General features: G+C 44.0%; 21 protein-coding genes. 9 read left to right on the top strand and 12 right to left on the bottom strand.

The window, feature by feature from the left end:
- Positions 1 to 77: 77 nt before the first annotated feature.
- Positions 78 to 794: a carbonate dehydratase gene (gene can / locus MUY27_RS18505; RefSeq protein WP_245132563.1), complete on the bottom strand. Its 717-nt coding sequence runs from the start codon at positions 792 to 794 to the stop codon at positions 78 to 80.
- A 282-nt stretch (positions 795 to 1,076) separates the two neighbouring features.
- On the bottom strand, positions 1,077 to 1,412 hold the full coding sequence (locus MUY27_RS18500) for a hypothetical protein (RefSeq protein WP_245132561.1): 336 nt from the start codon (positions 1,410 to 1,412) through the stop codon (positions 1,077 to 1,079).
- A gap of 163 nt (positions 1,413 to 1,575) precedes the next feature.
- Here MUY27_RS18500 and MUY27_RS18495 point away from each other — a divergent pair, with 163 nt between their 5' ends.
- The 6 genes from MUY27_RS18495 to MUY27_RS18470 all read left to right on the top strand — a co-directional run bounded on the left by MUY27_RS18495 (position 1,576) and on the right by MUY27_RS18470 (position 9,353).
- Positions 1,576 to 3,117: an acyl-CoA carboxylase subunit beta gene (locus MUY27_RS18495; RefSeq protein WP_245132559.1), complete on the top strand. Its 1,542-nt coding sequence runs from the start codon at positions 1,576 to 1,578 to the stop codon at positions 3,115 to 3,117.
- A 229-nt stretch (positions 3,118 to 3,346) separates the two neighbouring features.
- Complete coding sequence (locus MUY27_RS18490) at positions 3,347 to 3,760, top strand: GNAT family N-acetyltransferase (RefSeq protein WP_245132557.1); 414 nt, start codon at positions 3,347 to 3,349, stop codon at positions 3,758 to 3,760.
- Positions 3,761 to 3,865: 105 nt separating this feature from the next.
- Positions 3,866 to 4,981, top strand: coding sequence for a M42 family metallopeptidase (locus MUY27_RS18485; protein ID WP_245132556.1), 1,116 nt, complete (start codon positions 3,866 to 3,868; stop codon positions 4,979 to 4,981).
- 79 nt (positions 4,982 to 5,060) lie between these two features.
- Complete coding sequence (locus MUY27_RS18480) at positions 5,061 to 5,963, top strand: nucleotidyltransferase family protein (protein ID WP_245132554.1); 903 nt, start codon at positions 5,061 to 5,063, stop codon at positions 5,961 to 5,963.
- A 321-nt stretch (positions 5,964 to 6,284) separates the two neighbouring features.
- The gene (locus tag MUY27_RS18475) at positions 6,285 to 8,543 is read left to right on the top strand and encodes a glycoside hydrolase family 31 protein (RefSeq protein WP_245132552.1); all 2,259 of its coding nucleotides are present in this window, start codon (positions 6,285 to 6,287) and stop codon (positions 8,541 to 8,543) included.
- Between the two features lie 87 nt (positions 8,544 to 8,630).
- Positions 8,631 to 9,353 carry a TMEM175 family protein gene (locus MUY27_RS18470; protein ID WP_245132550.1) on the top strand — a complete coding sequence of 241 codons (723 nt, stop codon included), beginning with the start codon at positions 8,631 to 8,633 and terminating at the stop codon, positions 9,351 to 9,353.
- Between the two features lie 114 nt (positions 9,354 to 9,467).
- Here the strand turns inward: MUY27_RS18470 and MUY27_RS18465 are convergent, their stop codons facing one another.
- From MUY27_RS18465 to MUY27_RS18455, 3 genes are all read right to left on the bottom strand, one after another.
- The gene (locus MUY27_RS18465; protein ID WP_245132548.1) at positions 9,468 to 9,674 is read right to left on the bottom strand and encodes a YodC family protein; all 207 of its coding nucleotides are present in this window, start codon (positions 9,672 to 9,674) and stop codon (positions 9,468 to 9,470) included.
- Positions 9,675 to 9,737: 63 nt separating this feature from the next.
- Positions 9,738 to 11,651 carry a molecular chaperone DnaK gene (dnaK, locus tag MUY27_RS18460; protein ID WP_245132546.1) on the bottom strand — a complete coding sequence of 638 codons (1,914 nt, stop codon included), beginning with the start codon at positions 11,649 to 11,651 and terminating at the stop codon, positions 9,738 to 9,740.
- Between the two features lie 440 nt (positions 11,652 to 12,091).
- Positions 12,092 to 12,619, bottom strand: a complete 528-nt coding sequence (locus MUY27_RS18455) for an REP-associated tyrosine transposase (RefSeq protein ID WP_245132544.1) — start codon at positions 12,617 to 12,619, stop codon at positions 12,092 to 12,094.
- Between the two features lie 253 nt (positions 12,620 to 12,872).
- On the opposite strand from MUY27_RS18455, the gene MUY27_RS18450 reads away from it, so the two are divergent.
- The 3 genes from MUY27_RS18450 (at position 12,873) to MUY27_RS18440 (ending at position 15,233) form a co-directional block, all read left to right on the top strand.
- Positions 12,873 to 13,943 carry a serine hydrolase domain-containing protein gene (locus tag MUY27_RS18450; protein ID WP_245132542.1) on the top strand — a complete coding sequence of 357 codons (1,071 nt, stop codon included), beginning with the start codon at positions 12,873 to 12,875 and terminating at the stop codon, positions 13,941 to 13,943.
- Between the two features lie 187 nt (positions 13,944 to 14,130).
- Positions 14,131 to 14,574 (top strand): hypothetical protein, encoded by a 444-nt coding sequence (locus MUY27_RS18445; RefSeq protein WP_245132540.1) that lies wholly within the window; start codon positions 14,131 to 14,133, stop codon positions 14,572 to 14,574.
- Between the two features lie 41 nt (positions 14,575 to 14,615).
- Positions 14,616 to 15,233 carry a trimeric intracellular cation channel family protein gene (locus MUY27_RS18440; protein ID WP_245132538.1) on the top strand — a complete coding sequence of 206 codons (618 nt, stop codon included), beginning with the start codon at positions 14,616 to 14,618 and terminating at the stop codon, positions 15,231 to 15,233.
- A 101-nt stretch (positions 15,234 to 15,334) separates the two neighbouring features.
- Here the strand turns inward: MUY27_RS18440 and rplQ are convergent, their stop codons facing one another.
- The 7 genes from rplQ to infA form a co-directional block, all read right to left on the bottom strand.
- The gene (rplQ, locus tag MUY27_RS18435; protein ID WP_245132536.1) at positions 15,335 to 15,913 is read right to left on the bottom strand and encodes a 50S ribosomal protein L17; all 579 of its coding nucleotides are present in this window, start codon (positions 15,911 to 15,913) and stop codon (positions 15,335 to 15,337) included.
- Between the two features lie 192 nt (positions 15,914 to 16,105).
- Complete coding sequence (locus tag MUY27_RS18430; RefSeq protein WP_245132534.1) at positions 16,106 to 17,098, bottom strand: DNA-directed RNA polymerase subunit alpha; 993 nt, start codon at positions 17,096 to 17,098, stop codon at positions 16,106 to 16,108.
- Positions 17,099 to 17,262: 164 nt separating this feature from the next.
- On the bottom strand, positions 17,263 to 17,871 hold the full coding sequence (gene rpsD, locus MUY27_RS18425) for a 30S ribosomal protein S4 (protein WP_245132532.1): 609 nt from the start codon (positions 17,869 to 17,871) through the stop codon (positions 17,263 to 17,265).
- Between the two features lie 65 nt (positions 17,872 to 17,936).
- Complete coding sequence (gene rpsK, locus MUY27_RS18420; RefSeq protein WP_245132530.1) at positions 17,937 to 18,326, bottom strand: 30S ribosomal protein S11; 390 nt, start codon at positions 18,324 to 18,326, stop codon at positions 17,937 to 17,939.
- Between the two features lie 149 nt (positions 18,327 to 18,475).
- On the bottom strand, positions 18,476 to 18,853 hold the full coding sequence (gene rpsM, locus MUY27_RS18415; RefSeq protein ID WP_245132528.1) for a 30S ribosomal protein S13: 378 nt from the start codon (positions 18,851 to 18,853) through the stop codon (positions 18,476 to 18,478).
- 72 nt (positions 18,854 to 18,925) lie between these two features.
- On the bottom strand, positions 18,926 to 19,042 hold the full coding sequence (gene rpmJ / locus MUY27_RS18410; protein WP_074487407.1) for a 50S ribosomal protein L36: 117 nt from the start codon (positions 19,040 to 19,042) through the stop codon (positions 18,926 to 18,928).
- Positions 19,043 to 19,049: 7 nt separating this feature from the next.
- A complete protein-coding gene (gene infA / locus MUY27_RS18405; protein WP_074487406.1) occupies positions 19,050 to 19,268 on the bottom strand; it encodes a translation initiation factor IF-1 in 219 nt (72 codons plus the stop codon).
- Between the last annotated feature and the right edge of the window lie 6 nt (positions 19,269 to 19,274).

Below are 19,274 nucleotides of genomic sequence, written 5' to 3'. Positions count from 1 at the left end.
AACGAATGTTTTCAAAAAAAGCCCCCGGCTACCCGAGCCGGGAGCGATCAACTCAACTAAAAGTATTAAGGTACCCCTTAATGCGTTTCAACAACTTGTAGTTCCTCTACCTGGTAAACATATCCTAAATGATGTGCGGCATTGCTGCTCACTTTTAAATCTTTCACCAGGCCAGAACTAAGGTCTATTATCCAGCCATGCACGCTTAATTCGCGGCCGTCATTCCAGGCGTTCTGTACAATGGTGGTTTTACATAGATTGTAAACCTGTTCAGTAACGTTAAGTTCTACTAAACGGTTCACTTTTGCTTTTTCATCCGTAATACGGTCTAATTCGTGGCTGTGCAGACGGTATACATCTTTAATGTTCCGCAGCCAGTTATCTATCAGACCAAATTGTTTATTCGTTAGCGCAGCGGCTACCCCGCCGCAGCCGTAATGGCCGGCTACAATTACATGTTTTACTTTTAATACGTTAACGGCATAGTCCAGTACCGAAAGCATGTTCATATCCGTATGCACACACATGTTGGCAATGTTACGATGAACAAAAATTTCGCCTGGTTGCGTGCCTGTTACTTCATTCGCCGGTACGCGGCTGTCCGAACAGCCGATCCACAACACTTCGGGGCTTTGGCCTTTTGCCAGACGGGTAAAAAACTCAGGGTCTTCTTTCACCCGGTTATTCACCCAGTTTATATTTCCGTCAATCAGTGATTGATAGCTATCTTGTTCGTATTGATGATGTTGATTTTCCACGGTAGTGTTATCTTGAGATTTGATGATCTGATTCATTTATTTCCGGACAGCTTTGGTCCGTTTTGCTTTCTGATACCCGTTTAAGTCCAAGCTATTCAGTAATGGAACTTATTGGTAGTACCAGTTAATAATTAAAAAATTGGATTCTCCGTATCCGCGACGGATACTTCATAATGGATGGAATTGCTGAAGGGTATAGCCCGGATAGTCGCTTTAACAGCATAACTGTACAAGCGCAACCGATAACAAAGCGAATAAAACCGCCCGGTTATGCGTCAGCAATTCATCGCCACGACATCAGCCTGGCGATAAATAAAATTATGCGTTGGGAGGCGGGGTAGGTACTACAGGATGATATACCTGTTGATACAGCGACTTTTCGAGGTTATGGAGCCTGTTGATCTCCTGCGTAAAATGCACGTGCTCAAAGTCAAAGCAGTACAAATCTTCGTCAAAAGACTTTTTCTCTTTAAAGGCATCCTTATCCGGATCTTCCTTTTCGTTCTTGGTCTCTTGCTCCAACTGCATAATAGCAGCGTGGACGGTCTTACTGTTCAGACATAAAAATGCGGGCGCTACCGATATCAGCATCTTCACAACAAAGATGCCCATAAACAGCATGCAGATCCATATTTTTAAGTTTCGCAGTTTCACTTTGAGCAAATATAACAAAGCAATCTTAGCTTTTAACGTTTAGTTGAGCTTTTTTACAACCAGATAACCTTAACAGGCGCTTTGCTTATTGGTTTGCAGCCTTTTAATTTTTGCAATTATCATTATACAATCGCTACTTTTAAGCCCAAACCAATAGACTACCGTGGATAAGAAGATTGAAATCCTGAAGCAAAAACGCGAACAAGCTATCGCCGCAGGCGGACAAGCCCGCGTGGACAGCCAGCATAAAAAAGGAAAATTAACCGCCCGCGAAAGGCTGCATTTCCTGGTAGACGAAGGTTCTTTCCAGGAAATAGGCATGCTGGTGGTACACCGTTCTACCGATTTCGGGATGGAAAAGGAACAATACCCCGGCGATGGTGTAATTACCGGTTACGGTACTATTAATGGGCGCCCGGTTTATGTTTTTTCGCAGGACTTTACCGTGTTCGGCGGATCGCTCTCGGAAACCCATGCAGAAAAGATCTGTAAGATTATGGACCTTGCCCTGCAAAACGGCGTCCCGCTGATTGGGTTGAATGATTCTGGTGGTGCGCGTATACAGGAAGGGGTGGTATCATTAGGCGGTTATGCTGATATTTTTTACCGCAATACCCTGGCATCCGGTGTAGTACCGCAGATCTCTGCCATTATGGGCCCGTGTGCGGGTGGCGCTGTTTATTCGCCTGCGATCACCGATTTTATCCTGATGGTGGAAAATACCTCGTACATGTTCGTCACCGGCCCTAACGTGGTGAAAACCGTAACACATGAAGAGGTAAGCTCCGAAGAACTGGGCGGCGCCAATACGCATGCCACCAAATCGGGCGTAACGCATTTTGCGTGTGCCAATGAAATTGAAGCTATTCAGCATATTAAAAAACTGCTGAGCTATATGCCGCAGAACTGTGAAGAAACCGCCCCTGCCCTGCCTTATGAGGCTAAGGACGAAAGCAGGCCAGCGCTAAACAACCTGCTGCCAGAGAACGCCTCGCAACCGTATGACATGCGCGAAGTAATTGAAACTATTATAGACGAGGGCTCTTTTTTGGAAGTGCATAAAGATTTTGCCCCTAACTTGGTGGTGGGCTTTGGGCGTATCGCCGGTCGCAGCATTGGCATTGTGGCTAATCAGCCTGCTTACCTGGCCGGCGTGCTTGATATACATTCATCCACCAAAGGCGCACGCTTTGTCCGTTTCTGCGATAGCTTTAACATTCCCCTGCTGGTATTTGAAGATGTGCCTGGCTTTTTACCGGGGACAGACCAGGAGTGGAACGCTATTATTACCAACGGTGCAAAGCTGCTTTATGCCTTCTGTGAAGCTACTGTTCCGCGCGTTACCGTCATAACCCGAAAAGCCTACGGTGGTGCTTACGACGTGATGAACTCTAAACACATTGGTGCTGACATGAACTTTGCCTGGCCTTCTGCCGAAATTGCTGTGATGGGGGCCAAAGGGGCCGCGGAGATTATCTTTAAGCGCGAGATCAGCAGTGCGGCAGACCCTGAAGCGAAGTGGCGCGAAATGGAACAGCTCTACTCTGACAAGTTTGCCAATCCTTACCGTGCTGCCGAACGCGGCTTTATAGACGAAGTGATAGAACCATCAGAAACCCGTAAGAAATTGATCAATGCGTTTAAAATGCTGGAGAATAAGGTGGTGAACAGCCCGCGTAAAAAGCACGGGAATATACCGTTGTAAGAGAGGCAAGAAACAAGAGCCAAGAATCAATAGCTAACATAAGAAACATTCCCTCCATCGGGAGGGTTGGGGAGGGGTAACAGTAGGAAGTCTCTAAGCAGTCGCTCGCTTGCAGCAAGTGATGACTATGAAAACTGAGCAAACTGTCATTCAATGTCCGCGAATATTCTCTTGATTCTTGTGTATCTTGACTCTTGTTTGCAACTACTCGTATCTTGGCTCTTAATTCATGAACAACATCCACATCGAACAAATCACCCCTGAGCTAACCTGGCGTTTGCGTCGCGACGAGTTGTACCCGAACGAAATGGTACACCAGATGGAAATGGAAGAGGATAGCCATGGGATGCACTTTGGTGCCTTCAGGGATAACCAGTTGGTGGCCGTGGTTTCGCTTTTCAGACAAGGGCAGGATTTCCAGTTCCGGAAATTTGCCGTAAGGGCAGATATGCAGGGGCAGAAGATCGGCGAAGCGCTGTTAACTTACGTTACCGATTATGCCCGTGCAGAGGGCGGCACCCGCATCTGGTGCAACGCAAGGGATACGGCCTTTGGTTTTTACCGCAAATATGGCTTTACAGCTACCGGCAATATATTCATACGCAAAGGTATTAACTACCAGATCATGGAAAAGAAACTATAAATTAATCAACCCGCAGTCAACCTTTTGATCTTTTAACCGTTATCCTTCATTAAAACTGCTTTATTATATTTGCTAACCGCGCATGCGGTAAAGTGTTAAAATACTATGCCTGAACAAGAAAACGAATCTAAACAACATCAACCCGTTGTTACCGAAACTTCTTTAGCTTTTTTCGAGAAATACATCAACAACCCCTCACCTACCGGTTTCGAGTGGAAAGGCCAGCAACTTTGGCTGGAATACATTAAGCCCTATATCGACGATTATTATGTAGATACCTACGGTACTACTGTCGGTATCATTAACCCGCAGGCAGAATATAAGGTGGTAATAGAAGCCCATGCCGATGAGATATCGTGGTTTGTAAACTATATCACCAACGATGGTTTAATCTATGTGATCCGTAACGGAGGTTCAGACCACCAGATTGCGCCATCTAAACGGGTGAACATCCACACCGATAATGGCATTGTAAAAGCGGTATTCGGCTGGCCTGCCATCCATACCCGCCTGGGCGGCGAAAAAGAAGAAGCCCCTACGCTGAAAAACATCTTCCTGGATTGCGGTTGCACTTCTAAAGAAGAGGTAGAAAAACTGGGCATCCATGTAGGTTGCGTGATTACTTACGAAGATGAGTTTATGGTGCTGCATGATCGGTACTATGTTGGCCGCGCATTGGACAACCGCGCCGGTGGCTTCATGATTGCCGAAGTTGCCCGTCTTTTAAAGGAAAATAACAAGACCCTTCCGTTCGGACTGTACATTGTGAATGCTGTGCAGGAAGAAATTGGTTTGCGCGGGGCCGAGATGATCGCCCATCATATTAAACCAAACGTAGCCATCGTAACAGATGTTACCCATGATACCCAAACACCGATGATTAACAAAGTGGTGCAGGGTGATCTGGCATGCGGCCGCGGACCGGTAGTATCCTATGCCCCGGCTGTGCAAAACAACCTGAACAAACTACTGGTTGATACTGCGCAAAAAGCAGGTATTCCGTTCCAGCGCCAGGCGTCATCGCGTTCTACCGGTACAGATACCGATGCCTTTGCTTATTCTAACGATGGCGTGCCATCAGCCCTGATCTCGCTTCCGCTGCGTTATATGCACACCACTGTAGAGATGATCCACAAAGAAGACGTGGACAACGTGATCCGCCTGATTTATGAGACTTTATTGAACATAGAGGCCGGACAGGACTTTAAATATTTTAAATAGTATAGGGGGATTTTCCCTTTTTAACTTTAATTTTCTATCACCTAATAAACAATTAAGCTTTAGCTTAGAAAAACAACATATGAAACCTACATTACTTATTTTGGCCGCAGGAATGGCCAGCCGGTACGGCAGCATGAAACAAGTTGACGGCTTTGGCCCTAATGGCGAAACCATCATCGATTACTCTATATACGATGCCATTAACGCCGGTTTCGGTAAAATCAGCTTCATCATCCGTGAAGAATTTCAGGACAACTTTAAAGCGATATTCGAGCCTAAATTAAAAGGACGTGTAGAGACGGATTATGTGTTCCAAAGCTATGATCTTACGCCTTTCGGTATCAACGAAACCATCGAGCGTTCTAAACCATGGGGAACTGCGCATGCGGTATTAGCAGCACGTAACCAGGTAGATGAGCCTTTCTGCGTAATTAATGCAGACGATTACTACGGTCCGGAAGCCTTTCAGAAAATGGCAGAATTTTTAACTACCGAAGTGGCTGACGATAAATATTCGCTGATCGGTTATCAGATCGATAAAACTTTATCAGAAAACGGTTCTGTATCACGCGGTGTTTGTAAGGTTGATGAGAACGGCAACATGGTTGAAATTAACGAGCGCACCGAAGTTTACTTTACAGAAGGTGGTAAGGTGGCGTATAAAGAAAACGGCGAAGAGCACCCGCTGCCAAATGATGCACGCGTTTCTATGAATTTCTGGGGCTTTACTCCGGCTGTATTTAAACAAAGTGAAGATATGTTCAAACGCTTTGTGGAAGCCAACAAAACTAATCCAAAGGCTGAATTCTTTATCCCTCTGGTAGCAGACGAACTGATCAAATCAGGCACCGCGAGCTTCAAAGTAATCCCAACTTCACAAAAATGGTTTGGTGTAACTTATAAAGAGGATAAACCTATTGTACAGAAAAGCATCTCTGAACTGGTAGAAAGCGGTGCATACCCTGCCAACTTGTGGAGCTAATTCGTCTTTGACAGAAACAAGAATCAAGAGGCAGGAAACAAGATAGAAAGCATCGTTACCCTGCCTACAATATGAAATAATGAAGGCGTCATTGCGATACGCCAACGGCGGAGAAGCAATCTCTTAGCTTAGATACAAGGCGCGACCCTTCGACGAGCTCATGGTGACGTCGGTAGTTAATGTAAGCGCAACGACGAATCTTACTCAATCCCCACCCACTTCCCGGTGGGGATTATTTTTTATTTATTTCGGGAACGTTCCCGATAAAATCAGAAAAACGATATTTTTACGCGTTCGTTATTTCATTTCAAATATTATCGGATGGATTTTCAGCTCTTAGGAAATACGCAAAGCGTCACGCAGCAAGATCAAACACTAATCATTAAGACCGCAGAGGCTACTGCGAGGGTTTCGGTTTACAGTCCGACGATCATCCGGGTTTGTGTTACCCGCACACCAGACAAAGAAGACACTTCCTTCGCCGTCATTCAGCAATCTTCGGGTGAGCTGAATTACCTAGAATCTGATACAGAAGTTATCATAAGTACTTCTGCCCTATTGCTACGGATCAGCAAATCGCCGCTGCGTTTTAGTTTTTACACTGCCGACGGCAAAGAGCTTAGTCGCGATGATGACCGCTTCGGGATTAACTGGCAAGGCGACCGGGTAATTAACTATCGGAAATTATATCCGGATGAAAAATTCATCGGCCTGGGCGAAAAAGTGGGTAACCTGAATCGGCGCGGATGGGCCTATACCAACTGGAATACAGATTGCCCGGATTATGGTGTAAAAACAGATCCGCTGTACAAAAGCTTTCCGTTCTTTATCGGCATCTACCAGGGCGGAACGTATGGTTTATTCCTGGATAATACCAATAAAAGCTACTTCGATTTCGGCGCTACTACCGATAACGAAATGAGCTGGTTTGGCGCAGACAACGGCGACATTAACTATTACTTTTTCGGCGAACAAAGTGTTGCGGGCATCATAAGAGATTACACCTGGTTAACCGGCCGTATGGAAATGCCTGCGTTATGGAGCCTGGGATACCAGCAATGCCGTTGGAGCTATATGTCGGCTAAGGAGGTATTAGATATCGCCGCAAAATTCCGCGAGAAGCAAATTCCGGCTGACGTGATGTATTGCGACATCGACTATATGCAGGATTACAAGATCTTCACCTGGAACGAACAAACCTTCGCGAATCCCAAAGCCCTGCTTGAGAAGCTGAAAGAAATGAACTTCAAGCTGGTGACCATCGTAGACCCAGGCATCAAGATAGAAGAAGGGTACCAGCAATATGACGAAGGGGTAGAGAAAGGTTATTTTGCTACCTATCCAAACGGGGAGAAATTTGTAGGCGAAGTATGGCCTGGCCGCTGCCACTTCCCGGATTTCTTCCGACAGGATGTGCGCGAATGGTGGGGAAAATCATTTTCTGCCTTAACGGAGCCGGGGGTAGAAGGCTTCTGGAACGATATGAACGAACCTGCCGCCTGGGGGCAAAACATCCCCGGGATGGTTAAATTCGGCGATAAGTTTATGCCCGAAGTACGTAATGCTTACGGTATGCAAATGGCACGTGGTACTTATGAGGGTACACGCGCACTGCTTAATAATAAACGGCCATTTGTACTTACCCGCGCTGCATATGCCGGTACGCAGCGTTATTCTGCCGTATGGACAGGAGATAATACCGCAACGGACGATCATCTGCTACTGGGGCAGCGTTTAGTAAATGCCCTTGGTGTTACCGGCATGTCCTTTGTCGGGGTGGATATCGGCGGCTTTACGGGCAACCCTACGCCCGAACTGATGGTACGCTGGAACTCGCTGGGCGTTTATACCCCGATGTTCCGTAACCACGCCATGCAGGGCACGGTAATGCGCGAGCCATGGGAATGGGGCGAAGCAAACGAGCAGATCATCAAAAAAGATATTGAACAACGGTATAAGCTTTTGCCGTACATCTATTCCAGCTTTTACCAGTCTTGCAAAAACGGGTTACCGGTAAGCCGTACCTTGGCCATTGATTATACTTTTGATGAACAGGTATACAATGAGGCTTTCCAGAACGAGTTCCTTTTTGGCGATAGTATACTGGTAGCCCCCGTGATCAGTACCCGCCATAGCGCAGAAGTTTACCTGCCAGAAGGGCAATGGTACCGCTTATCTTCAGATGAATTATATAACGGAGGAGAAGCATACACTGTTGATGCACCGTTGGATGACCTACCGGTGTTTGTTAAGAGCGGTACGATCATCCCCATGCAGCACATTGTGCAAAGTACGCAGGAGCAAGGCGATGGTGTATTAGAACTGCATATCTGGAAAGGTAACGAAGCAACAAGTTTCACCTATTACGAAGATGACGGCGAAACTTATGACTATGAAAACGGGGCATATTATTTAAGAACGATTAGTTATGATCCGGCTAACCAGACCCTTACCATCAGCGAGGGGGAGGGTAGCTATACTTCCAGGTTTACACAATTACAGGTGATTCTACACGGCTTCGATGGTAAAACCGTCCAGCCTTCCACGCTTACACCACAGCAAATAAACATCACTTTATAAATTACCTCTAAATGTTTAGTAAAAAGCGCCTCCATCGGCGCTTTTATTATTTCGGGGGAATTGTTATTTTAACCATTGATAAAATTTATGGCTAAAGAACATTTTTTAGAACAGCACGATCCAGAGCGTAAAGACTTCCAGATAGACCGCATCATTCTTTTCAGCGATGCCGTATTTGCCATTGCGATTACACTACTTATCATAGAAATTAAAGCACCGGAAGTACATTCGCGTAGCTTACGCGATCAACTGTTTCAGCTATCGTCCCTTACGCCTAAGTTCATCGGTTTTATCATCAGCTTTTTTGTGATTGGTATCTACTGGCGCAGTCATCACAGACTTTATGGCTTTGTAAACCAATACAGCGATAAACTCATTTTGCTGAATTTTTTATTCCTGTTCTCCATCGTGCTAATGCCGTTCTCATCTGCCTATTACAGCGAGAATATTAACTATCACCTGCCGTTACTTTTCTACAACAGCAACATTATAATTACCGGTCTGCTGAACTATGGCATCACCAGGTATATCACCCATCCGCAGTCGGGCATCGTCAACCATTTTCCATCTACTATCTTCCAGGAACTTTTTATCGCCCGGTCTTTAACCATACCACTGATATTTGGAGTAGGCATCATCGTTTCATTTATTTCGCTACCACTCAGCTGGCTTTGCCCTTTACTGATCTGGCCAGCCCTGGTGATACTCAGAAGGCATTACATCAATAAACATTATCGCGTTACCGAAGCATTAAAAGCAAAGGAAGCAGAAGAAACAGCGACAGCAGAAACAACTACTATTAAAGAATAACCCCCGCTTTAAAGAGATCGCTCTCTTGATTAAATTCCAACAAAAAACCCTGCCGATTTAACAAGCAGGGTTTTCAAGCTAAGTATATTTCTTTCAATATTATTAAAGTTAAGTTTATGCAAAATAAATCCCAGGAACACTTGAACTTGGTTCATACTTTTCCAAAGTGTCTGCTATAAATTTAGCATGTTGAAAAACTTTTTTGCTATCAAACCAAACGCATACCAATCTAGAAGTATTATCATCAATACTATCAACCGTCATTACTGGCCCACCCGATTTCAATCGGACTTGATCACCTATATTAAATTGTTTATCCATATAAATTAATTTTGATTTCAGTTTAAACAAAAAGAGGGAGATAAATCCCCCTCTTTTTATACATTATTTAACCTCTTCAAAGTCAACGTCAGTTACTGTATCTGAGTTGCCTTGTGCGCCACCAGCGTTAGCGTCAGGGCCGGGACCTTGTTGGCCGCCTTGCTGACCAGCGTCTGCTGTTGCTTTGTACATGTCTTCAGATGCTGCAGCCCATGCGTTGTTGAGCTCTGTTTGTGCAGCTTCAATGTCAGCCAGGTTTTTAGCAGCGTAAGCGCTTTTCAGTTTTTCTAATGATGACTCAATAGGTGCTTTTTTGTCAGCGGGGATTTTGTCACCATATTCTTTCAGTTGCTTTTCGGTAGAGAAGATCAGGGCATCAGCACCGTTCAGTTTTTCAACTTCCTCTTTTGCTCTTCTGTCTGCTTCGGCGTTAGCTTCAGCCTCGTCTTTCATCTTCTTAATTTCAGCATCTGTTAAACCTGAAGAAGCTTCGATACGGATCTTTTGCTCTTTACCGGTAGCTTTATCTTTAGCAGATACGTGTAAGATACCGTTTGCATCAATATCAAAAGTTACTTCGATTTGTGGCACACCACGAGGAGCAGGCGGAATGCTATCCAGGTGGAAGCGACCTAAAGTACGGTTCTGCGCAGCCATCGGACGCTCACCTTGCAGAATGTGAATTTCTACAGAAGGCTGGTTGTCTGATGCAGTAGAGAACGTTTCTGACTTTTTAGTCGGGATAGTAGTGTTCGCTTCGATCAGCTTGGTCATTACACCACCCATGGTTTCGATACCTAATGAAAGCGGGGTAACGTCTAACAGTAACACGTCTTTTACTTCACCGGTTAATACACCACCTTGAATTGCAGCACCGATAGCTACCACTTCGTCAGGATTTACACCTTTTGAAGGCGCTTTACCAAAGAATTTCTGAACGGCTTCCTGAATGGCAGGGATACGGGTTGAACCACCTACCAGGATAATCTCGTCGATATCAGAAGTGCTGTAACCGGCATTTTTCAATGCAGTACGGCAAGGCTCAATGGTACGTTTGATCAGGCTATCTGCCAGTTGCTCAAATTTTGCACGGGTTAAAGATTTAACCAAGTGTTTAGGCATACCGTCAACAGCGGTGATATATGGTAAGTTAATTTCGCTTTGTGCAGTGCTTGAAAGCTCGATTTTAGCTTTCTCAGCAGCTTCTTTTAAGCGTTGTAAAGCCATAGGGTCTTTACGCAGGTCAAGGCCTTCTTCGCTTTTGAACTCGTCTGCTAACCAGTCGATGATTACCTGGTCAAAGTCGTCACCACCAAGGTGGGTATCACCGTCGGTTGATTTTACTTCGAACACGCCATCACCTAATTCAAGTACCGACACGTCATGGGTACCACCACCACAGTCAAACACCACAATTTTCATGTCCTTGTGGGCTTTATCCAGGCCGTAAGCCAGGGCAGCAGCAGTAGGCTCGTTGATGATACGTTTAACGTTCAAACCTGCAATTTCGCCGGCTTCTTTAGTTGCCTGGCGTTGTGCATCGTTAAAGTAAGCAGGTACGGTGATAACCGCCTCGGTTACTTCAGTTCCCAGGAAGTCTTCAGCAGTTTTCTTCATTTTCTGAAGAATCATGGCAGAAATTTCCTGCGGAGTATATTTACGGTCGCCGATTTCGACACGAGGCGTATTGTTGTCGCCACGAACTACGGCATATGGTACACGCTCTGTTTCTTTGGTAACTTCGTCAAACTTGTTACCCATAAAGCGTTTGATAGAATAGATAGTTTTTCTTGGGTTGGTTATAGCCTGGCGTTTAGCAGGGTCGCCTACTTTACGCTCGCCGTTATCAACAAATGCTACTACAGATGGTGTAGTGCGCTTGCCCTCGCTGTTGGCAATAACCACAGGCTCGTTGCCTTCCATTACGGCCACGCAAGAGTTTGTTGTTCCTAAGTCGATTCCAATGATTTTAGACATATGATTGATTTTTTCCTTTTTTAAAGTTTGTTATTACTCCTATTTATCAAGGGTTGTGCCAAGCGGCAATTGGCAGAAAATAAACTTCAGAGGTGGCAGAAACGAAACTTTTAGTCAGCATGGGTGACTTAGCCGTGACAGGTTGGCAGAGACAGGTTTCTATTTTATTAGTTTCCAAGCAAGGGATAAATCTGTTAGTCTAATCACACCTGACTAAAATAAATAGTCGTCACTCGGCTGGAGCCGAGCGACTGCAGAGCGGGGGGAAGCATCAACTAAAATGTAGTCGCTCGCGTCTCGCGAGTGACTCGTTATTGCCGGGCCTCTGGCCTATCAGCTTTCATCCAGAGCCTGCGGCCACATCGCGGGATGATGGTATTAATTAAAATGCAGTCGCTCGCGTCTCGCGAGTGACTAGCTATTGCCGGGCCTCCGGCCTATTAGCTTTCGTCTACTATTAACGGAGAATCCGGATTAGCACTGCTGTAAACATATGAAGTTGCTTCGCTAACCACCATTGCTTTTACAGGATTATGATGAATATAATCCAACTTTTGATCAAATACCAACGGAGTGATGAGTTCGATAGAATAAGAAGTTTTCTGCCAGAACACATGTTCGCTGTTCTGCTTTTTGTTATTCGCGAAATATCTGAATAAGTACAACAACCATTCTCTGCGGCTTTCCTGCACATCATTTACCAGTTCCAATATTCTTTTCGCTGTAAAACTCTTAAAATCTCTAAGAACAGAGGGTAACTTACTCTCATCATGAGATATAATCAGGTGGATATGACTACTCATGATACAATAGGCATAAATTTTCAATCCCTTGTTCTTTCTGCAATAATCCAGGCTCTCTATAATTTGCCGACAGTAAACATCGCGCGTAAAAATATCTATCCATCCCACTACGGTCAGCGTAATAAAATAAGGTCTATCAGTAGAAGCTTTTCTTAGTTCTGACATAGAGCCAATTTATCTTTTTGGTTTGATATAATTATATATAATGAAAAACTGCCTTGGCTTAATCTCACGTATTGATTCATGCCGGGACGGTTAGCTCACGACAACTATAGTGTAATAGGATAGTCGTCACTCGGCTAGAGCCGAGCGACTGCGCACTGAGGTTGGTCGAGATAGCCGAAAAGATTGAAACGATGCTTGTAGTATGTAACCTCATGACGGTAAACGTCGTCTGATAAAAAGAAATCCGTTAGCGATGAAGAAATTACTCTACTTACTGCTACTTTCTATTGGCAGCCTGCCGATACAAGCACAACCCAAGAAGCTGCAATCTTTTATAAACGGTTACGTGGCTAAACATCAGTTCGATGGAACAATTCTGATCCAGGAAAATGGAAAGGTTAGCTATCACAAAAGTTACGGCTTGGTTAATCGCGAGTTCGCCCTACCGGCAACTAACGATACCCGATATAAAATTTGCTCCATCACCAAGTCTTTTACAGCCGTACTTATTTTGCAATTGTACGATGCCGGAAAGATTGATTTGAACGCTAAGATGAAAACGTATCTACCAAACTATAAGGGAGAGGCCGGCGACAAGGTGAGTATACATCAATTGCTGAACCATACCTCGGGCATGAGTAACACCGACACAATTAAGAGTTTTGAAAACGCCATAAAATATGGTGTTAGTTTTTATCAGAAGCCATATACTACCGATCAACTGCTGGATAATTTTGCTTCGTACCCCCTGGTGAATAACCCGGGCGAGAAGTTTGATTATAACAACGGCGATTATATCATCTTGGGTAAAATACTGGAAGGCATCTATAAAAAGCCCTATGAAGAGATTTTAAATGAACGGTTATTAAAACCATTGGGGATGGCAAATTCCGGAATGCTATCTCAAGCCAAATTGGTAAAAAGACTGGCCAACACCTATATGATGCGAAAAGACGTTGGGCACCTGGTTCCGGATCTTCCCGTTTATATGGAAAACTGGTACGCAGCAGGTGGGATGTATTCGACTACGGCAGACCTGTTGAAATTCTGGAACGCGGTTTATGACCTGAAGCTGATTAGCAAACGTGCATTAGATTTAATGTTAACACCAGGTCTTGGCGAGTACGGCTACAGCGTTTGGATAAGTGACAGCAAAGGCAAAAACAATAAGTATAAAAGGATGGAGCGGTTCGGATCTATTATGGGTGCCAATGATATTGTTGTACGATATTTAAATAAAGATTTAACGATCATAATTTTAAGCAACACCAACCTGACCGATTTAGGGGACTTTGCCTACAGCATCGGTAAGGAAATTTTCTAAATCGACTGATTTATCCGGAGGAGGTCTGCCGTGTCTGGCGAGCCTCTTCCAGTTAGGCTTCTTTTAAGGGATCGGCTATAACAACAGAGCTTAAGTTGCATTATTTCTCGTAAATTTAAGTATGAAAAGAGTGTGCCTATTAGTCCTTATCAGCCTTTCTTTATTATTAAATACTAACAGCCAAAGTTTGCCTACCCAAAAAGAGCAGTACGATTTCTTGAAATGGTACCTCAAAGAAAACCCTGCCAAAAAACTTTGCGATACCGTAAAACCGTTTGACTATATGGTCGGCATGGACCGCTTTTTTGCTTTCAGAAACTTTGGCATCAGCTTTGAAATTTCGCCAAAAGACTGTCTGTATGTCTTATCACAAGTAAAGGTTTACAGACAAGTGGCAGGTTTAGATACTTCGCAATTTAAAGGTATTGACTGGCACCTTAAGTCTGACAGGCATTTACCGATAACTTATATTTCACTACCCGTATTTTCCCGAGACAGAAAAACGGTATTCATCAACCGCGCCTATCATTGCGGCGGCCTTTGTGGCGAGGGTGGCATTGAAATTTATGTAAAAACTCAGGGCAGATGGAAACGATTAGATACGGGTTACTGGCGCTCATGGATTAGTTAGCTATTCCGTTCAATAATATTATCTTCAGGCCACAAAGTTTTATGCTGTTCGATTCTATTTCCAGCCTTTCCCATATCATCGAGATTCTCGGTACGGCAGCTTTTGCCATTTCCGGTGTGTTCGCTGCTATGGAAAAGAAACTGGATATCTTTGGCCTGTTGGTAATCGCTTTTGTTACTGCCATTGGCGGCGGTACCATCAGGGATATTCTGATTGGCGCTACACCCGTTGCCTGGATGCGGGATACCAGTACTTTGACAGTGATTTCCGTAAGTGTGATCGCTGCCATCCTGTTAAAAGGCAAAAGCGAAAACTTCCAACGCACACTGATCTTTTTTGACGCCCTTGGCCTGGGGTTATTTACCGTGATTGGCTTACGCAAAGGCATTGCGGCGCACTTGTCGCCTGGGGTTTGCATTGTCCTGGGCACTATTACCGCCTGCTTTGGCGGGGTACTGCGTGATGTATTGCTGAACCGTGTACCGGTAATCTTTCAGAAAGAAGTGATCTACGCCACCACCTGCATTATTGGCGGCATTGGCTATTTCCTGCTAAGGCCGGTACTTACAGATGCGCCGCTGGACATCATCAGCGCCTTACTGGTATTCTCTGTCCGGATGATTGCTTACAAAAAGAAGTGGCGCCTGCCGGTGGTCTAGGCAATTTTTTAACGGAACACTTATCAGAGCAAAGTATTCTGAAACAAAAAGCCCCGTCGTGCTTTGAGCAGACAGGGCTTTCGTTATCGTAGTAATTAAAATTACTCGCCTTTTTCAGCTTGATCTTCCTTGTTGCTTACTTCATCAGCAGATGGAGCTTGCGTTGCAGGAGTTTCAGTTGCAGGGTTAGCAGCAACGGTAGCGTCATCAGCAGGAGTAACTTCTGCAGTAGCAGCTGAAGCAGCTTTACCTTTGCCAGCACCACCACGACGACGGGTAGCTTTCTTAGCAGGAGCAGCAGCAGTATCAGCACCGTATACAGCGTTGTAATCTACTAATTCAATCAGTGCCATTTCGGCGTTGTCACCTAAACGGTTTTCTAACTTAATGATACGGGTATAACCACCTGGGCGGTTAGCCACTTTCTCTGCAACTTCGCGGAACAATACAGTAACTGCATCTTTATTTTGCAGGTAGCTGAATACAGTACGACGTGAGTGCGTAGTATCGTTTTTAGATTTAGTGATGATAGGCTCTACATAAACACGCAGGGCTTTAGCTTTTGCTAAAGTAGTAGTGATGCGTTTGTGTTCGATCAGTGAAGAAGCCATGTTAGCCAGCATCGCTTTGCGGTGGCTGTCGGTACGACCTAAGTGGTTGTGTTTTTTACCGTGTCTCATTTTGTTTGTTGTTGTGGCACGTGCATACCGTTGGGCGGCGTTGCCGTCAAGCCCTCGGAATTACGCTGTTATTTATAGATTTGAGATGTTAGATATGAGCTGTTAGATTCATATAAACCTCCCGTTATTTACTTTCAAAAAAAGAGATGCAAGTATCTCAATACTCACATCTCTAATCTTATGTCTAAAAGATTATTCTTCGTCCAGTTTGTATTTCGCCAGGTTCATGCCGAAAGATAAACCTTTTGATTTCACCAGGTCCTGAATCTCAGTCAGTGATTTTTTACCAAAGTTTCTGAACTTCAGCATATCAGCAACGTCATAAGAAACCAGATCAGCCAGGCTGCGGATGTCAGCTGCTTTTAAGCAGTTTAATGCGCGAACTGAAAGGTCAAGATCAACCAGTTCGGTTTTCAGGATCTTGCGCATGTGCAGGATTTCCTCGTCAACCTCTTTGGTTTCTTCTTTAGCCTGAGCCTCTAACATCATGTTCTCATCAGAGAACAGCATAAAGTGCTGGATCAGGATCTTTGCCGCTTCTTTCAAAGCGTTTTCAGGGTGGATAGAACCGTCGGTTACAATATCAAGAACCAGTTTTTCATAGTCGGTCTTTTGCTCAACACGATAGTTCTCGATGGTATATTTTACGTTCTTGATCGGCGTATAGATAGAATCGATAGCGATTACACCTACAGCTGCATCAGGGTTTTTGTTCTCTTCGCTCGGTACATAACCGCGGCCTTTATTTACAGTAAGTTCTACTTCCAGGGTAACTGCAGTATCCATATTGCAAATAACCAGCTCTGGGTTAAGAACAGTAAAGTTATTTGAGAACTTAGTGATATCACCAGCCTTGAAAGTATCCTGACCGTTGATGATCACAAATATTTTTTCGGTATCACCAGAGGTACCGGTTTTCTTTAACCTAACTTGTTTAAGGTTCAGGATAATCTCGGTAACGTCTTCAACAACGCCTTTGATAGTTGAAAACTCATGCGTAACTCCTGAAAAACGTACAGAAGTAATAGCATAACCTTCCAGTGATGAAAGTAAGATACGACGTAAAGCATTACCAATGGTAACACCGAAACCTGGCTCTAACGGACGGAATTCAAAAGTACCATCAAAGTCAGTCGACTTCTGCATGATTACCTTGTCTGGTTTTTGAAATGCTAAAATTGCCATTTATATCCTTTGTTTATTGTTATTTAAAATAGATTTGAGATGTTTGATATGAGATTTGAGACCATTTGCAGGCTTAATACCCCATGTTCACATCATTCGATTTTTGCTAAAATGCGAAATCTGCGACAACATTGTCTCAGATCTCACATCTCAATTCTTATATCTTATTTAGAGTATAACTCGACGATCAGATTCTCTTTGATGTTTTCAGGAATCTCATCACGGTTAGGGTAGTTCAATAACTTACCAGAAAGGTTAGCATGATCCCACTCAAACCAAGGGTATTTGTTTACTCTTCTGCCCGCTACTGAATTAGTGATGGCCTCAAGTGTTTTTGACTTCTCGCGAACTGCAATTACGTCACCAGCTTTAACAGTGTAAGAAGCGATGTTCACCACTTCACCGTTAACAGTGATATGTTTGTGGCCCACTAACTGACGAGCGCCAGAACGGGTTGGAGCAATACCTAAACGGTAAACTACGTTATCTAAACGCGCTTCCAGTAATTGAAGCAAGTTAGTACCGGTAATACCTTCACGTGAAGAAGCGCGGTGGAACAAGTTCTCGAACTGACGCTCTAACACACCGTAAGTGTATTTCACTTTTTGTTTTTCCTGCAACTGAACAGCATACTCAGATTGTTTGCCTCTTCTTTTAGAGACACCGTGCATGCCCGGAGGATAATTTTTTCTTTCTAACACTTTATCCGGACCGAAGATCGGCTCACGGAATTTACGTGCGATTTTGGATTTTGGACCTGTATATCTAGCCATTGTTGTGTTTTTAAAGTACCTGATAGCCCGCAGCTACCGGATCTTAGCTTTAAAATAAATATTAATTAAACTCTTCTGCGTTTAGACGGACGGCAACCATTGTGAGGTAGCGGAGTGATGTCCTTAATCTGAGTAACCTCGATACCTGTAGTTTGCAGGGTACGGATTGCAGACTCGCGGCCGGCACCCGGACCTTTAACAAACACCTCTACTTTACGTAAGCCTAAATCATAAGCTGTTTTACCGCAATCGGCAGCAGCTTGTGATGCAGCGTAAGGAGTGTTCTTTTTAGAACCTTTGAAACCCATTTTACCAGCTGAAGACCATGAAATAGCCTGGCCCTGGATATTGGTAAGGGTTACAATGATGTTGTTAAAAGTAGCATTGATGTGTGCCTGACCAACAGGCTCAACTACTACGATACGTTTTTTGGTTACTTTTTTAGCTTTTGCCATTTCTTTAGATTTTAGATATGAGACTTGAGATGTGAGAACTTACTCCAACCCGGCACTCATAACTGCTTTTATCTTTTGTTATTCCAGATTTGAGATGCTCGGGAGATATTTCTCATATCTAACTTCTCACATCTCATATCTATCAATTATTACTTAGTAGCTTTTTTCTTGTTAGCAACTGTCTTACGTTTACCTTTACGGGTACGTGAGTTGTTCTTAGTACGCTGACCACGTAATGGTAAGCCTTTACGGTGACGGGTACCACGGTAGCAACCGATATCCATCAAACGTTTAATATTTAATTGCACTTCAGAGCGCAGAGCACCTTCTACTTTGATCTGATCATTGATGATACCACGAATGGCAGCTAATTGCTCATCGGTCCAGTCTTGTACTTTAACATCATAAGAAATGCCAGCCTGGTCCAGAATGTTCTGTGCAGTTGAACGGCCAATTCCGTAGATGTAAGTAAGTCCGATCTCTCCTCTTTTGTTTCTTGGTAAATCTATACCTGATATCCTTGCCATATTTGTAAGTTGTTTTTAAGTAATCGACCGAACGGCGGCTACCGTTGTACGAATCGATAACAATATTTTTAATTATCCCTGACGTTGTTTGTATTTAGGGTTCTTTTTGTTGATCACGTAAAGCTTTCCGTTACGACGGATAATTTTGCAATCAGCGCTACGCTTTTTGATCGATGCTCTAACTTTCATCTCTTTTTTATTTATATCTGTAGGTTATTCTGCCTTTAGTCAGATCATACGGGCTCATCTCTAATTTCACTCTGTCACCAGGTAAAATCTTGATGTAGTGCATACGCATCTTTCCTGATATATGTGCAATTATCTCATGGCCATTCTCCAGTTCAACTCTAAACATTGCATTAGACAATGCCTCTTTTATTGTACCGTCTTGCTCAATCGATGATTGTTTCGCCATATTTTA

Origin of the sequence: Mucilaginibacter straminoryzae, from assembly GCF_022953055.1 — a bacterium.
In the GTDB taxonomy this organism is placed as follows: domain Bacteria; phylum Bacteroidota; class Bacteroidia; order Sphingobacteriales; family Sphingobacteriaceae; genus Mucilaginibacter; species Mucilaginibacter straminoryzae.
This window is presented reverse-complemented; position numbering and strand designations above follow the sequence as displayed.

Bases quoted from the DNA above. Each gene is read 5' to 3' on its own strand.
- can (WP_245132563.1), bottom strand. From the start codon at position 794: ATGAATCAGATCATCAAATCTCAAGATAACACTACCGTGGAAAATCAA.
- MUY27_RS18490 (WP_245132557.1), top strand. From the start codon at position 3,347: ATGAACAACATCCACATCGAACAAATCACCCCTGAGCTAACCTGGCGT.
- MUY27_RS18485 (WP_245132556.1), top strand. From the start codon at position 3,866: ATGCCTGAACAAGAAAACGAATCTAAACAACATCAACCCGTTGTTACC.
- MUY27_RS18480 (WP_245132554.1), top strand. From the start codon at position 5,061: ATGAAACCTACATTACTTATTTTGGCCGCAGGAATGGCCAGCCGGTAC.
- MUY27_RS18475 (WP_245132552.1), top strand. From the start codon at position 6,285: ATGGATTTTCAGCTCTTAGGAAATACGCAAAGCGTCACGCAGCAAGAT.
- MUY27_RS18470 (WP_245132550.1), top strand. From the start codon at position 8,631: ATGGCTAAAGAACATTTTTTAGAACAGCACGATCCAGAGCGTAAAGAC.
- MUY27_RS18465 (WP_245132548.1), bottom strand. From the start codon at position 9,674: ATGGATAAACAATTTAATATAGGTGATCAAGTCCGATTGAAATCGGGT.
- dnaK (WP_245132546.1), bottom strand. From the start codon at position 11,651: ATGTCTAAAATCATTGGAATCGACTTAGGAACAACAAACTCTTGCGTG.
- MUY27_RS18455 (WP_245132544.1), bottom strand. From the start codon at position 12,619: ATGTCAGAACTAAGAAAAGCTTCTACTGATAGACCTTATTTTATTACG.
- MUY27_RS18450 (WP_245132542.1), top strand. From the start codon at position 12,873: ATGAAGAAATTACTCTACTTACTGCTACTTTCTATTGGCAGCCTGCCG.
- MUY27_RS18440 (WP_245132538.1), top strand. From the start codon at position 14,616: ATGCTGTTCGATTCTATTTCCAGCCTTTCCCATATCATCGAGATTCTC.
- rplQ (WP_245132536.1), bottom strand. From the start codon at position 15,913: ATGAGACACGGTAAAAAACACAACCACTTAGGTCGTACCGACAGCCAC.
- MUY27_RS18430 (WP_245132534.1), bottom strand. From the start codon at position 17,098: ATGGCAATTTTAGCATTTCAAAAACCAGACAAGGTAATCATGCAGAAG.
- rpsD (WP_245132532.1), bottom strand. From the start codon at position 17,871: ATGGCTAGATATACAGGTCCAAAATCCAAAATCGCACGTAAATTCCGT.
- rpsK (WP_245132530.1), bottom strand. From the start codon at position 18,326: ATGGCAAAAGCTAAAAAAGTAACCAAAAAACGTATCGTAGTAGTTGAG.
- rpsM (WP_245132528.1), bottom strand. From the start codon at position 18,853: ATGGCAAGGATATCAGGTATAGATTTACCAAGAAACAAAAGAGGAGAG.
- rpmJ (WP_074487407.1), bottom strand. From the start codon at position 19,042: ATGAAAGTTAGAGCATCGATCAAAAAGCGTAGCGCTGATTGCAAAATT.
- infA (WP_074487406.1), bottom strand. From the start codon at position 19,268: ATGGCGAAACAATCATCGATTGAGCAAGACGGTACAATAAAAGAGGCA.